The following is a 13,683-nucleotide window of genomic DNA, read 5'->3' as shown; positions in this document are numbered from 1 at the left end:
GCGTATTAGAAGAGGGTTTAGACGGTTGAGCTTGAGATTTCTTGACCCATGCTCTAAGTGTTTCTGGGGTACATCCCAGTTTATCTGAAATCGATACTAGCGCAGCCCAAAGAGAAGGGTATTCATGCTGTTGTGTGGTAACAAGCCTAATTGCACGTTCACGAAATTCTGATGTATAGCGATTTGATTTTTTCATAGTTCCAGTTTCTCAAGTTATTGAGTCTCTGGCAAACACGGGGCGATTCATTTCGTAATAAAATCTTATAATACTCAGTAGCATAACCAATGCATTGGCACTTGTGAAATTAATACTTTGTAAATGTGCATTAATTATATTTTATGCACGCCCATGTTTAATGTTTCATTCTCAATAAAAGTTCACGCAAGCGAATGTCCTACAACTGTTTTAAAGTAAAAAGTTGATCACTATGCGTAAACTTATCTTTTACTCTGTTTTATATTTAAACTCACACAAGTCTTCAATAATACAGCTGCCGCATTTAGGTTTGCGAGCAGTGCACACGTAGCGGCCATGCAGAATTAACCAATGGTGGACATCAACTTTGAACTCTTTTGGTACCACTTTTTCGAGTTTTTTCTCAACCTCAACAACATTTTTGCCCATAGCAAACTTAGTGCGGTTTGATACACGATCGATGTGAGTGTCGACTGCTATTGTCGGCCAGACAATGTATAATTAAACTAGATTGTGATACAGTCCTTTCATAATAGATAACTAACGATTTGAAAAGCCCTATGTCAGAAAAACCTTTGTTGTTCAGCTATGTGAGATTTTCTACTCAAGAGCAAGCCAAGGGACATTCCCTTAAAAGGCAATTAGATTATGCAAATAAAGTAGCTAAGGAAAGAGGATTATTATTGGATGAGTCTCTTACAATGAGAGATCTAGGCCTTAGTGCATATCATGGAAATAATATTAAAAAAGGTGCATTTGGAGTATTTTTAAAAGCGATAGAGGACGGTAATATCCCTTCAGGCTCAGTTTTGCTTATTGAAAGTCTAGATAGAATGTCAAGAAGGAAGGTCTCAGAATGCGCAAGTATTGTAACTCAGATAATCAATGCTGGTATTACAGTAATAACCGCAATAGACAACAAAGAATATAACAGCCAACTTATTGATGAAAACCCGTTTGAGTTACTTGCCATGTTGATGATCTTCATGCGAGCAAATGAAGAGAGTGAAACCAAATCTCAACGTGTACGAGATGTATTGAAACAGCAGTGTGATGATTGGAGTGCGGGCAAGCGTGGATTCAGAGTAAATTGTGGTAAGCCGCCTAGTTGGACTGTGTGGAATGATGATAAAAAAATATTTGAATTTGAGCCACATCATAAAAAAATTATGCTCCGCAAAATAGAGCTTTTTAAAAAAGGATATGGCGGCATAAAAATAGCAATGTTAATTAATAGTGAGTTTGGTGCAGGCACTATTCATCATACTGGTGCCAATGTATATAAAGAGGTTAAGCGTCGTTCACTTATTGGTGAGCTCAATGTAAAAGTAGGGAATGCAGAGTATGGCCTTAAAGGTTATTATCCTCCGCTGATGAGTGAATCTGAATTTAACTTTTTAGTCGCTGATTCATCTAAGCGTGGCGCTACTAAACAATCACAGAAGTTTGTTGGTATTTTATCTGGGGTAGGTGTATTTAAATGCGGCAATTGCGGAAAGTCTGTAGGTTCACATGTTGTTTATCGAAACAAATGTTTGAATGAAGTAAAAAGCAGCCATAAACGATATGGCTGTGTTGAAGCACGGCGAAAAAATAACTGTGAAATGAATTCAACCGTCCAAATTGATGTGATAGAAAAAGCAGTTGTCACTTTTTGCCAAGATAAGGTTAACCTACAGCGTATTTTGTTAAAAGGTGGAGATAGGGAGGCCATTAACAGCCAAGAGGCTAATCTTAGGGCGCGTTTAGTTAAAATTAATGGTGATATAGATTTATTTACTGAGGCTCTTCTGACTTTAAATGGAACTCCGCCACAGGCCATTGCTAACAAAATATCCAAACTTGAGTCTGAGGCACGTGATGTTGAGTCGCAGATTAGTATTAGTAAAAATAAGTTAGCTAGAATTGATAACTCATTTCGTGATGAAGTAACTGATCGGTGGTTATCAATTACTAAAAACCTTATAAAACTTTCCAACGACGAACGTCTAGCTATTCGTCAACTAGTTAAAGACACTTTTAAAAGCATCAGTTTACAATTAAATACATTTAGCGGCGATAAAGGTGGCCTCAATAATGTATTTGAGCGTCTGTTAGGTACCTCAAATGCTGATTACTTTGAGCTTTTACTTGAATTTCATAATGATAAGAGGCGTTTGTTACGTCTGCATAAACATACTGGTGAGCTAGTTAGTGGTTATGACTTTTGACGTAATTACGAAGAGGTCAGTTGCAAGTTTAACCTTGCAACAGGCCATACTTAATATTACTTAGCTAAAGGGCTTAGCTATTGAGGTTCTTTAAAATAATTAGGGTCAATACTTGTAAACTTAGAACAAAAGGTTTCAATAGTGTGGGCCAACATGGCTTCAAAGACCATTGACTCAACAACCATTCCTGACTGAATAATCTTACCTTGATTGGTAATTATCGCTAGCGCAAATCCTTTTTGCATTTGAAGTCCATCATTATTAGAAAAAATAATTTGCATAGAAACCTTTAATTTATTAAAAAAAGAATTGGTTAGCTTGAAGTTTTAATTAATCAAACTAATAGTACTATGATAACTAATTTCAATAAATTTCAAAAGTTTAGTGATTTTTTTGATGAACTTCTGAATACCTCCGCCAAATGGAGATTTACGTTTCATCTTGATTAAAATTCAGAAAAATATACAAAATTTTATTTAATTTTTTTTAGATAAATGGAGGATAAAGTAATTTTATTTGTGTTTTTTTTAAGCGATCGTTAGGGTTGGTTCATTAATTGTTCAATATTTTTATTATCAATAGGTAGGCTTAAGTTATTTTTCACACTGAATTATTTATGCACTTAAAGTGTAGGTTTACTTTCTGGACTTTTTAATAAGCTTGACTAAAACTATTGTTAGTATGGTCGCAGGTAATAGCCAAATATAATCAGTCATATTGTTCTACCTCAAAGTTAGGAACTTTTTTAACCTTAATGATTTTTATTCTTTTTGCAAATTTAGCCTACATAAACGTGATTTTCTATTTTTACCCATCGCATGGCCCTAGTTAATTTCAGGACAATTAACGAGGACAAATCATGAAAAATATTAAATCTCAATTTATTCGCCAATACGTTCGAGCCAGTAGATCTCCGTGGGATGACTGCTCTACAATTTTATTGTTAGCAGATGTAGTTAATGAACAAACATTAGAGTTAAATTTCAATAATTACATCTATTTACATAGAGATAGCGTTGGAAAAATACTTGGCATTAGTATTTCAAATAGTATGTTGGAAAAAAATCCAAGTTTTGAGAATAGGTATTTAGAAGGGCACGACATGACGCTTTTTTTACTTATCTACATAGAGCAAATAACACAGTTTTGTGAGCTGTTCTCTGAGGAGTTTCAGCAAATATTTATGCAAACGCCAACAACATTTTTTGCAGCAGCAGAAAGTGATTGGGTCGATATTATCGACAATGCATAACCCCCTAAGCGAACATTTGTTCGCTTTTTTAAAAATTTTTTCGTAAACCGTTTTAAATACCCATGTCTGATTTTATTTACTAATACGTTATCGATTTTGATAACAAAACACACAAGGATAGTGAACACATGAAACATGCATACGTATCAACATTGGATTTTTTAAATTTATTACAAACATTTTGCCGAGTAATTACCACGAATGACCATCAGATAAACTTATTAGAATTACGCAGTGATAATGCGAATTTAGATGAGCTATGGGAGGTAATTGGCCCTGAAATTACAGCGAATAAAGAGCTAAATCAGTATGCTATGCGAAAGTTTACCTACGAGCTGATGCATGCCCTGATTAGCGACCCAGTAGAGCGGGTGGAGCTGCCATGTGACTTCGAGGATGATGTTTTTTCTTAGGGTCAAATTGGAAAAAGTTAGCTACAGAAACTGAGGCCAAAATAGTTATTTTCAAAACAAAAATAACAGCCTAATCATGTCTCCCCAAATATGCCGTGAATCATTATTTGCTGATTCGCTGCCCTAACTGCAATAGCGTTTAATAGGGCATTTTACTCAGTTACTGAGTATCAAACCTGGGAGGGAGTCCTGCGCAAATACAGGGGTTCGTTACGGTGGCTCAAAAGCGCAGTCATTGTAATCATGTTTGGCAAGGCTTAGAGGTCAAATGCACAAGGGAGGTAGATTTATATCTATCTCCCTTTTGCGTATTTCAGTTAGTTCACTCAGTAGCCTCATTACAAATCATATTGGCGAGGTAAAAAATAAAAAATAATTAATTTATTTTTTTAACCGCCAGAAATGAATTAATAAATCTATAAAAGTGCCAAATGAGCCTTTATTTTATCTTTTTCTATTTTAATACTTTTAGAGGGTCATAAGCTTGTGTAATGAAATGAAATATTTAAGTGTTTGGTGGGCAATTTATATGTTTGTTGTGGCACTTTATACGAAATGAGTAGGCAATTTATACGGTTTAGGGGGACATGTATGCTGTGAATAAATAAAAATTTTATTTATCAAAAAACTTACCGAAATTTCTTTTATTGGTTGGGCCGCGGTTAGCATAACAGCATCAACCAGAAATGAGGTAGAGAAATGAGCAGTAAAAATTCTCCAAAAATTGTTTTCGCTAATAAATTATTACATGCGGGTTATTCGCTAGAGGTTAATGAGCAGCGATTAATAAATCTAGCGTTGTCTAAAATTAATTCCAAAAAGTCTAACCCAGGAAAAATTGTGATTTATCCAACGGAATATGCCAAGTGTTTCGGTCTGAGTAAGCACAGCGTTTATGAGCAGCTGAGCGCAGCTGTAGAGTCACTAAGAGATAAATCTGTAAGCATTTTAGACGATAGCGGGCAGTCGCTTTCAATCCCCTGGGTGAGCAATGCTAGATATGAAAAGGTGAAAAATCAGGGCTCGTTTATCACATTGGAGTTCTCAAAAGACATCGAGCCCTATATTTTTAATATTGAGGGTGATTTCACAAGATTATACTTTCATAACACAGTAAAACTTAACACGTTAGCATCATTTCGGTTGTATTCACTCCTAAACGAGGTGCGAAATTATAAAAATTACAAACGACGGGGCTCTGTAGTCCTGAATTTACAACTACCAGAGATGAAACAGAAATTATTTTTATCTGAATCATACGGAGCATGGCGGGATTTTAAAAATCGCGTATTGCTACCGGCTATTGAAAAAATCAATGCCCACACAGATATATGCGTAACGTTTAGGCCCAAAAAAATGGGCAATTGTATTACTGCGATTGAGTTTGCGTACATCACCCAGTGCCCTAGTAAAAGTGAACATATAGCACGGCCGAATCTATTTCGCCGCCCTAAAGTCAAAAAAGGGTCAGCTAAAGAAGGTGTCTGGGCTCGTGCAAACCTCACGTTATTACGAACCTATGAGTTGTTAAAGCAGAATCAAAACCCTACTTTTAGGTTGGCAAAAGTCGATATTAGGCGCTGTATAACGTATGCAAAAATCCTTGGTGACGATGAAACTAAGATTTTTTACTCTAAACAATTGAACAAAAAAACCATAACGACTTAATGTTTATACTACTGCATTACGAGTAAAACATTTTCTCAATTTCAGTGCACAGTTTAGTTCGGTATATTATTGAGGCACGCAGCAGCTCTGCATCGCTTTCACTGAGAAGTGGTGCTCGTGTTTTTTTGTCAAAACGTTGCGGCATTTCCTCAAATAGCTGTTCGTGGAGTCGCTTAATGTCATCAAAAATTTTGACTGATTGGGAGAACAAAAAAATCTTACTGTAATCACGATTTTTTAACGAGGCCAAATATTTTAGCAAAATGGCCTGTCGTGCAGTTTTGTTTTTAAAAGAGTGCTCCACCTCAATAGCGGCTATTAAGCCATCAGGAAGTAACACAGCGCCATCCACAGTTCTTGCTGCGGATAGGCTGTTAATTCGTTGAAATTCAGGCTCGGTAATAAACCCCGTCCACATTGGTGCGTACGTTTCATCACTGTGGTAATTATGTATACCGCGCAGCATGACAAATGCATTAATCAGGTTATGCATTACATTGTTTTGATTGAACTGCAGAGCAGGGTTTCTATTCGCTCTAAAATGTATATCGATGCCCATTAACTCCTCTGCAAATTTGGCTGCAGTATAGGTAGGCACGTAGACACGACCATCTGGACTGCGGTGTGTTTTTACCACACGCAATAGCCCATCTTTTTCTAGCCGGTTTAAATGCTCTAATGCCAACCGATGATTGATGCCATATAACCAACGAACAATGCCTGGGGTAATAATAGAAAACCGAATTGCAATAAGCACCGAGACCTTGGTTCTGTTAACGCCTTTTTGATGGTTATTTGCGCCTGGATAATACCGCATATCTATATCAAAATAGCGAGGGTAGTTAAGTAGTAATGAGCTGTTTATTTCTAATTTTTTTGATGGCTGCTGAGTCAATTCACAAAATCCTTTTAGTGAGTTAATTAGTAAAATTAACTAGTACCGCAACACAAAAATTATCATCATTTTATAAATGTATTTCCGTTTTTCATTCCGAGATGCTCTGACAGCATGCACGGAATCATTGTCGCGATAATTATCGCAACAAAAGCAGCTTTCAGCTGATGGTTTCTCAACTTCGTTGTTCAACCATAGGGCCTAAAACGCCCGTCAGCTCTGGTGTTGCTCCGCAACGAGCTGACTCGACGCGCTATCGCGCTAGCGTTGTAGACCCAGCGCGAATGCACCGAGCTACGCTCTGTACTGACCGCCATACTGCCGCGCCTGACAAGGCTGTGAGTTCCTCACTACTCGCCTTTTTCATCTGCTGTTATTTTCTCCGAAAATAGGTGGTTCGATACAATTTGTGCCAAATTTTAATCGAATTTCGCTGATGCGAAACACTATCGCGGTCAGTACAGACCAGCTGTACATTCGCGCTTTCTCCATGTGTCTACGGCTTCGCCTACACCACATTACGCGCTTGTTGGCCTCATTCTGAGGCGCTATTTTGCAGTTTTTCGTGCCGAAAAATGCGTTTAAAAAAACCTGTCTTGCAGACAAAAGCCGCCTCCAAAATAAACTTATTAATGAATTTTTTTAGAAAAAGAATAAAAGGTTTTACTTAATAAAATTAGGTGTAATAAGGGAAGGGCTAATTACTTAATTCAAACCGTTTGTTGCTGAGCTGCGCAGTCAAACGGATTGTTTTTTATCACGAAATCATTAAATTTGAAAGCAAATTAATGACTAATAAGGTTTAAAAATGAAAAATAATGACGTTACTGATATCGCGATTAATCCAGCCAGCGGTCTGCCTATTACGAATGCGAGTTGTAATATTGTTGATGTTGGCGGCAATGTGGTGGGCCAATCTAATCGAGTAATGACCGTTTATGAAATTGAAGATTCGATAGCCGATTCAAACAATGATGACTGTTTTGATGCTTTTGACCCGCTCGATGACGGTTTTTAATGCTCAAAATATTGAAAACTATTAATCAATATCGAATAGAAGTCGTCTATTCGACTATTGCATTCATTGGCTCAGCTATACTATTTTTTCAATATCAATCAACTCAAAATTTTGCGTGGTTTATTTCGCTCACTTTATTCTGTAGCAAAATGGCTATTGGCATAATTAACTATGAGCAATATTGCCAAAGCAATAAGCGTAGTATGAAGATAGCGCTCAAATATTTGTTATTTAAATTTGTATAAAACCTGTTTATTTGTCCTAAACACAAAGCGCTCCGAGTTAATCAGGCGCTTTTTTAGTTTTATAAGTATTTAAGTTTTTGACCAGTCTGCCTTTAAGCTAGTTAAAATATTTTGATTCGACAAACATCAACGTATAAATTATGAAATATTAGATATCAAGTGTGGGCTTGTGGGTACCATCATTTCAGATGATTTTGAGCCACAGCTTGAGAATAACTACAATTTGAAGTAAAACAGGGCACAAAAATTGATATTTTTGATTAGAGCTTCAATTTTAATTTAGAGTAAAAGTATTTTCAGTTAGTGCCAGAGTAGGTCGGATAAGCTAAGCGCCATCAGACACAGTAAAATACTTTACCAATTATTATGTTGTCGAGTGGCTGGAGAGTGCCAAAAGCGGACACTTCTAGTCAATGGTGAGCAACGAATTTATAGCTTGCACAAATATCAGATGTACCTAAAAGTATTTGTAAGTTTAATTAAAGCAATATAGCTGACGAATCCCCACGAATGGCGTAGATAAAACAAATAGTTAGAGGCGAAGGGAACATTCATGGCAGTTCCCGATCTGATCTTTCGCCAAAAACACCTAACCATGAATGCTGCCATGAATGTAAAAACAATGCTCGCCGATTTCCTCTCATTTGTCACCCCCAAATGTATGCACAAAGCCCGATTTTTAGCTGTGGGGGCGGCAGTACAAAGCTTGATGCAGAATGGCCAATGCACGGTAACGGCTATCGGCCGTAATTTTGACAGTGAAACGTCATAAAAACACGGCATCAAACGAGCTGACCGTTTGCTAAGAAATGAAGCGCTTCAAGCAGAGGCGCCGCTTATTTATGGCGAAATGACCCGCTTGCTACGTCAGGGCAAACAGCCGCTGATTTTAGTGGACTGGAGCAATGCCGACACCGAAAAGCGCCATTTTATCCTGCGTGCCAGCCTGGCGCTGGAAGGTCGCCCACTGACGTTACATCAAGTTGTTGTGCCGATGGACGAGTATACGTGCCCACACGTACACAGGGCGTTTTTATACCGGTTAAAGCAGGTACTGCCGGCAGACTTTAAGCCGGTGATTATTACCGATGCGGGTTTTAAAGTGCCGTGGTTTAAGCAAATACGTAAGCTCGGCTGGCATTACATTGCCAGAGTTCGTGGCAACCAGACACTGCAACTACCCGGCCAGGATGCCTATATCACGGTTGCCAAAGCCTACAAAAAAGCACGCCCTACGCCCCAAGTCTTGGGTGAGGTTAAGCTGACCAAAGCCCAGCAATATCGCACTCAAGCCGTGCTGGTGGGCACCGGTTGGAAGCTGCGAAAATCCGACAAACACAAGCAATATAAAGAGCCGTGGTTGTTGGTCTCATCCTTGCCCAATTGCTTCGATTACGCGACGAAGATTGCCAAATGCTACGGCAAACGCATGCAAATAGAAGAGAGCTTCCGCGACCAGAAAAGCCAGACCTATGGCTTAGGTAGCGAAGCCCACCGTACTTATAAACGCGAACGATTGGAAGTGCTGTTGCTATTGGCGGCACTGGCAAATTGGTTGCATTACATGATAGGGCTGGCGGCAGAGCTGGCCGGGAAGCACTTGCAGTTTCAGGCTAACAGCATCAAACATCGGCGAGTACTCTCATTTAACTACCTGGGAATGCGATTATCAAAGGCCGCCCAGCTGGGCTTAACTGAAGAAGAGATACAAGCGGCAAGACGGCAAGTCACGCTCTGGGCCGCAGAGTTTGACTGGGGTGTCATCAAACTGGAAAAGAGCTGATACTATGGTCAAATTCGAGGGGATCCCTCAGCAAATATTCATAAATGTTTATACAGCATCAATTGACTTAGTCAAAAATTTGCATTAGTATTGGAGATGTATATTTGTAAGAGAATTTTATGTCTAAAGCATTTTCAAAAGTCTTAGTAATGACGCTTATGCTGGTTGCCTTTGTAGGGCAAGCATTTGCGTATTCTGCTATGCCTTGTGAAATGTCATCAGGTTCTCACGAATCACACATGAACATGAACATGAACATGGATCATGGTGATATGAATAAAAGCAGTAATGGTCAATCAGAAGATTGTTGTGACGTTGAATGTATTTGTCCTGCAAATGCTTGCTCATCTACGACAGTCCTAAATTCCAGTATTGATTCGACAGATATTCAAATATTCAGTGAATCTGTAGCTGCTCTGCAATCTAAACAACCTCATTCAATTTCCACTTCCCTTTATCGTCCACCAATTTTTGCCTAATACAGGATTAGTGCGTCCAATTTTCTCGCACATGTAATTAATTTTTCTGTTAGTCAATATAGCGTCGTAGCGCTATAGATATTTTCCAGCGATGTCTGGGGGCAAAAATGATCAATAAGTATTTAAAAATAGCAGTAGTAATGCTGCTTTCACCTGCGTTTGCAAACGCCAACGAACATAACCATGCACACAATAACGACGTAACACCTTTGGAGTTAATCGTTTATAAAACCCCTACTTGTGGGTGTTGTAAAAAATGGATAACTCATATTGAAGACAAAGGGATCGTTGCGCATTCCAAAGATTTCCGAAACATCGGCAACATCAAAACTAAGTATGGTATCAAACCTAATTACCGTTCATGCCACACGGCAGTGAGTAGAAATGGATTTGCCTTTGAAGGTCATATACCTGCTAAATTTATTCAGCAGTTCTTATCAGAAGAACATCCCAATGCGATTGGGCTTTCAGTTCCAGCAATGCCAGTTGGCTCTCCCGGTATGGAAGTCGATGACCGCTTTATGCCATACAACGTGTTAATTCTATTTAAAGATGGAACGAGCAAAGTCTATGCAAAAGTTAAGACATACGAGGAGCAATTCTAATGAAATTGAACTCTTCAAACCTTACTTCACTTTCAACTGCATTAATACTCGGCTTATCTGTATTCTCAGCTCAAGCTGAGAAAGTAGTGTCGCTTGAACAAGCTATCACCTTAGCTCAGCAAAATGATCCTTGGCTTCATGGTAGCCGATTGAAACAAAGTGCAGTTGAAAATAGAAGTATTGCTTCAGGTACTTTGCCTGATCCGAAAGTATCGCTAGGGATAATGAATTTACCAACAGATACTTGGGATTTAGATCAGGAAGGAATGACTCAGCTAAAGGTTGGCGTCTCTCAAATGTTTCCGAGAGGCGACAGTCTAGAGATCAAGAAAGACCAGTTACAAATTGAGTCCACGAAATTTCCACTGTTACGAGAGGATCGTAAAGCTAAGTTGAAAAGCCAAGTGTCACAACTTTGGTTAGATGCTTACTTAGCCCAACAAACTATTAAATTGATTGAAGATGATTGGTCTCTCTTTGAGCAGATGGCGGAAGTGGCTAAAGCTAGCTATTCAAACGTTGTTGGTAAAACTAGACAGCAAGATGTTATTCGTGCTCAGTTGGAAATCGTGCAGTTAGATGACAGATTAACTTCGCAAAAGCAGAAACTAGAAACGACAATCGCTCGTCTCAATGAGTGGCTTCATATTTACGATGCGGATCGTTTGAATGAATCATTCAACTTTGACGCGCAACCATTAGAGTTTAGCGTCTCAAAAGAATTGCCTTCGATTCAATTGAATAATCCAACAGTCCTAAAAGCATCTAATTACTCAAGAAATCTATTGGCTCAGGAGCTTTCGAATCACCCAGCCATACTTGCGATTGATATAAAACGCAAAGCTTCAGAAAAAGGAATTGAGTTAGCCAAACAGCAATATGAGCCGCAATGGGGTGTTAATGCTAGTTATGCCTATCGCGACAATATGCCCTCTGGTGATAGCCGAGCTGATTTATTTTCTGTTGGGGTAACGTTTGATTTACCCTTGTTTACCGAGAACAGACAAGATAAGCAAGTTGCAGCTTCTATTGCAGATTCAGAGACTATTAAAACCGAGAAACTATTACTGACAAAGCAAATGATCAGTGTTTTAGAAAAAGAACTAAGACAGCTTAAACGCTTATCAGATAGACAATCTATCTATCAAGAACAACTCCTTAAACAAACTCATGACCAAGCAGAAGCGTCATTGACAGCCTACACAAATGATGATGGCGATTTTGCCGAAGTTGTTCGAGCAAGAATTGCCGAATTAAATACCAGAATATCAGCTTTAAGAATTGATGTTGACGCACTTAAAACAGTTGCTCGTATCAACTATTTCTTTGCGCATTCTCAATCTAACTCAAATGCTGAACATAAGTCGATGCAAACTTCACACAAAACTAATCAGCACTTATCCAGTCAGCAATTTGGAGAAAAATAATGTCAACGAATACAAAAACAATTATTGCCATCATCATTGGGGCAGCACTTGGTGCTGGAGCATTGAGTTTATATCAAGGTACTGGCTCAAACAGTAATAGTAATGAAGCAACATCAGGAGAAAAAAAGCCTCTGTATTGGGTTGCACCGATGGATTCTAATTACCGCCGGGACAAGCCCGGTAAGTCGCCTATGGGGATGGATCTAATTCCAGTGTATGAGGAAGGATCATCTGGTGATGACTTTGGCCCCGGAGCAGTAAAAATTGCGCCTCATGTAGTGAATAACCTTGGGGTTCGCACTGCACCTGTTGAACTGAAAAATATGCATACTGAAATCTCAACGGTAGGTTATGTTCAATATGATGAAGATAAGCTAATTCATATCCACCCACGGGTTGATGGCTGGATTGATAAACTTTACATCAAAGCAGCAGGTAACCCTGTAGAGAAAGGGCAGCCTCTTTATACACTATATTCTCCTCAGTTAGTTAATGCTCAGGAAGAGCTGTTAATAGCGTTAAAGCGCAACAATAGTTCTTTAATTTCAGCAGCCAAAGATCGCCTAAAAGCGTTACAGCTTTCAGCAGACTTTGTTCAAAAGCTAGAAAAGACACGAAAGGTTCAGCAAACAATTACCTTTTATTCACCACAAGCAGGTGTTGTCGATGGTTTGAAGGTTAGAGAAGGTTTTTATGTAAAGCCGGGAAACACCTTATTAAGCATTGGCCAGCTAGATCAAGTTTGGGTTGAAGCAGAAGTGTTTGAACGTGACGCAGCCTTAATTAAAAAAGGACTTCCTGTATCAATGACACTGGATTATTTACCCGGTGAGGACTGGGCTGGTGTCGTTGATTATGTTTATCCAACATTGAACAGTAAAACACGCACACTCCGAGTGAGATTGAAATTTGATAACACAGACTATCAATTAAAACCAAATATGTTTGCACAAGTCTCTATTCACGCTAATCAAGCTGATAGCACCATCCTCGTGCCTAAAGAAGCCGTTATTAGAACAGGTAAACAGGACAGAGTAGTACTTGCGTTAGGTGATGGGCAATTTAAATCTATTGAAGTGACTATTGGCCGGGTTGATATCGACAGCATCGAAATATTAGACGGCTTAAATGAAGATGACGTTGTGGTGACATCTGCCCAATTCTTGATTGATTCTGAATCAAGTAAAAGCTCTGACTTTAAACGAATGACTCATGATGAAGTGCCTAACTCTGTTTGGATGCAAGGGGATGTTAATAGTGTTATGGCAGGGCACCGCATGGTTAATATTTCACATGGCCCTGCTGAAGCTTGGGATTGGCCTGAAATGGTTATGGATTTTACTGTGGCTGAAAAAGTCGATATTGACTCATTAAAGTCAGGTCAATCTTTGCACTTTGAAGTGAGCAAAACCGAAGACGGTGGATATGAAATTACTGGAATTCATATCATGAGTGAGCCTGAAGTATCATCAGCAACAGTATCTGGTTTGAT

Annotated in this window: 12 protein-coding genes and 2 pseudogenes; 10 read left to right on the top strand and 4 right to left on the bottom strand. The window is 38.7% G+C overall.

Features of this window, described 5'->3' with window-relative positions; translation table 11 throughout:
• Positions 1-196 (bottom strand): transposase (locus BCG07_RS00410; RefSeq protein WP_138922260.1); only part of this gene is annotated, 196 nt, incomplete at its 3' end.
• Between the two features lie 249 nt (positions 197-445).
• Positions 446-685, bottom strand: a pseudogene (locus BCG07_RS00405) (iron-sulfur binding domain-containing protein); the annotation flags it as partial.
• 71 nt (positions 686-756) lie between these two features.
• Here BCG07_RS00405 and BCG07_RS00400 point away from each other — a divergent pair.
• Positions 757-2,406 (top strand): recombinase family protein, encoded by a 1,650-nt coding sequence (locus BCG07_RS00400; RefSeq protein WP_004589241.1) that lies wholly within the window; start codon positions 757-759, stop codon positions 2,404-2,406.
• A 77-nt stretch (positions 2,407-2,483) separates the two neighbouring features.
• Here BCG07_RS00400 and BCG07_RS00395 read toward each other — a convergent pair whose 3' ends face one another.
• The gene (locus BCG07_RS00395; RefSeq protein ID WP_004589242.1) at positions 2,484-2,687 is read right to left on the bottom strand and encodes a hypothetical protein; all 204 of its coding nucleotides are present in this window, start codon (positions 2,685-2,687) and stop codon (positions 2,484-2,486) included.
• Between the two features lie 578 nt (positions 2,688-3,265).
• Between BCG07_RS00395 and BCG07_RS00390 the strand changes: the two genes are divergently transcribed.
• From BCG07_RS00390 to BCG07_RS00380, 3 genes are all read left to right on the top strand, one after another.
• Positions 3,266-3,658, top strand: coding sequence for a hypothetical protein (locus BCG07_RS00390; protein WP_138529304.1), 393 nt, complete (start codon positions 3,266-3,268; stop codon positions 3,656-3,658).
• A gap of 128 nt (positions 3,659-3,786) precedes the next feature.
• Entirely contained in the window at positions 3,787-4,071 is a 285-nt protein-coding gene (locus BCG07_RS00385) for a hypothetical protein (RefSeq protein ID WP_024601268.1), read from the top strand.
• Positions 4,072-4,770: 699 nt separating this feature from the next.
• Positions 4,771-5,739, top strand: a complete 969-nt coding sequence (locus BCG07_RS00380) for a replication initiation protein (RefSeq protein WP_286887977.1) — start codon at positions 4,771-4,773, stop codon at positions 5,737-5,739.
• Positions 5,740-5,755: 16 nt separating this feature from the next.
• Here the strand turns inward: BCG07_RS00380 and BCG07_RS00375 are convergent, their stop codons facing one another.
• Positions 5,756-6,634: a hypothetical protein gene (locus BCG07_RS00375; protein ID WP_286887975.1), complete on the bottom strand. Its 879-nt coding sequence runs from the start codon at positions 6,632-6,634 to the stop codon at positions 5,756-5,758.
• Positions 6,635-7,442: 808 nt separating this feature from the next.
• Here BCG07_RS00375 and BCG07_RS00370 point away from each other — a divergent pair.
• The 6 genes and pseudogenes from BCG07_RS00370 to BCG07_RS00345 form a co-directional block, all read left to right on the top strand.
• Positions 7,443-7,652, top strand: coding sequence for a hypothetical protein (locus BCG07_RS00370; protein WP_064664176.1), 210 nt, complete (start codon positions 7,443-7,445; stop codon positions 7,650-7,652).
• A gap of 852 nt (positions 7,653-8,504) precedes the next feature.
• Positions 8,505-9,680 (top strand): annotated as a pseudogene (locus tag BCG07_RS00365) (IS4 family transposase).
• Positions 9,681-9,799: 119 nt separating this feature from the next.
• Entirely contained in the window at positions 9,800-10,159 is a 360-nt protein-coding gene (locus tag BCG07_RS00360; RefSeq protein WP_004589251.1) for a hypothetical protein, read from the top strand.
• Between the two features lie 107 nt (positions 10,160-10,266).
• The gene (locus BCG07_RS00355) at positions 10,267-10,764 is read left to right on the top strand and encodes a DUF411 domain-containing protein (RefSeq protein WP_004589252.1); all 498 of its coding nucleotides are present in this window, start codon (positions 10,267-10,269) and stop codon (positions 10,762-10,764) included.
• Positions 10,764-12,191, top strand: a complete 1,428-nt coding sequence (locus BCG07_RS00350) for a TolC family protein (RefSeq protein ID WP_004589253.1) — start codon at positions 10,764-10,766, stop codon at positions 12,189-12,191. The genes BCG07_RS00355 and BCG07_RS00350 overlap by 1 nt, the downstream gene beginning before the upstream one ends.
• Positions 12,191-13,683: efflux RND transporter periplasmic adaptor subunit (locus BCG07_RS00345; RefSeq protein ID WP_286887968.1), on the top strand; the 1,493-nt coding region annotated here is incomplete at its 3' end. The genes BCG07_RS00350 and BCG07_RS00345, both read left to right, overlap by 1 nt.

Source organism: Pseudoalteromonas sp. ESRF-bin5 (assembly GCF_002632075.1).
GTDB classification, from domain to species: domain Bacteria; phylum Pseudomonadota; class Gammaproteobacteria; order Enterobacterales; family Alteromonadaceae; genus Pseudoalteromonas; species Pseudoalteromonas marina.
This window is presented reverse-complemented; position numbering and strand designations above follow the sequence as displayed.

Coding starts and splice junctions, on each gene's coding strand:
- BCG07_RS00400 (WP_004589241.1), top strand. CDS start 757: ATGTCAGAAAAACCTTTGTTGTTCAGCTATGTGAGATTTTCTACTCAA.
- BCG07_RS00395 (WP_004589242.1), bottom strand. CDS start 2,687: ATGCAAATTATTTTTTCTAATAATGATGGACTTCAAATGCAAAAAGGA.
- BCG07_RS00390 (WP_138529304.1), top strand. CDS start 3,266: ATGAAAAATATTAAATCTCAATTTATTCGCCAATACGTTCGAGCCAGT.
- BCG07_RS00385 (WP_024601268.1), top strand. CDS start 3,787: ATGAAACATGCATACGTATCAACATTGGATTTTTTAAATTTATTACAA.
- BCG07_RS00380 (WP_286887977.1), top strand. CDS start 4,771: ATGAGCAGTAAAAATTCTCCAAAAATTGTTTTCGCTAATAAATTATTA.
- BCG07_RS00370 (WP_064664176.1), top strand. CDS start 7,443: ATGAAAAATAATGACGTTACTGATATCGCGATTAATCCAGCCAGCGGT.
- BCG07_RS00360 (WP_004589251.1), top strand. CDS start 9,800: ATGTCTAAAGCATTTTCAAAAGTCTTAGTAATGACGCTTATGCTGGTT.
- BCG07_RS00355 (WP_004589252.1), top strand. CDS start 10,267: ATGATCAATAAGTATTTAAAAATAGCAGTAGTAATGCTGCTTTCACCT.
- BCG07_RS00350 (WP_004589253.1), top strand. CDS start 10,764: ATGAAATTGAACTCTTCAAACCTTACTTCACTTTCAACTGCATTAATA.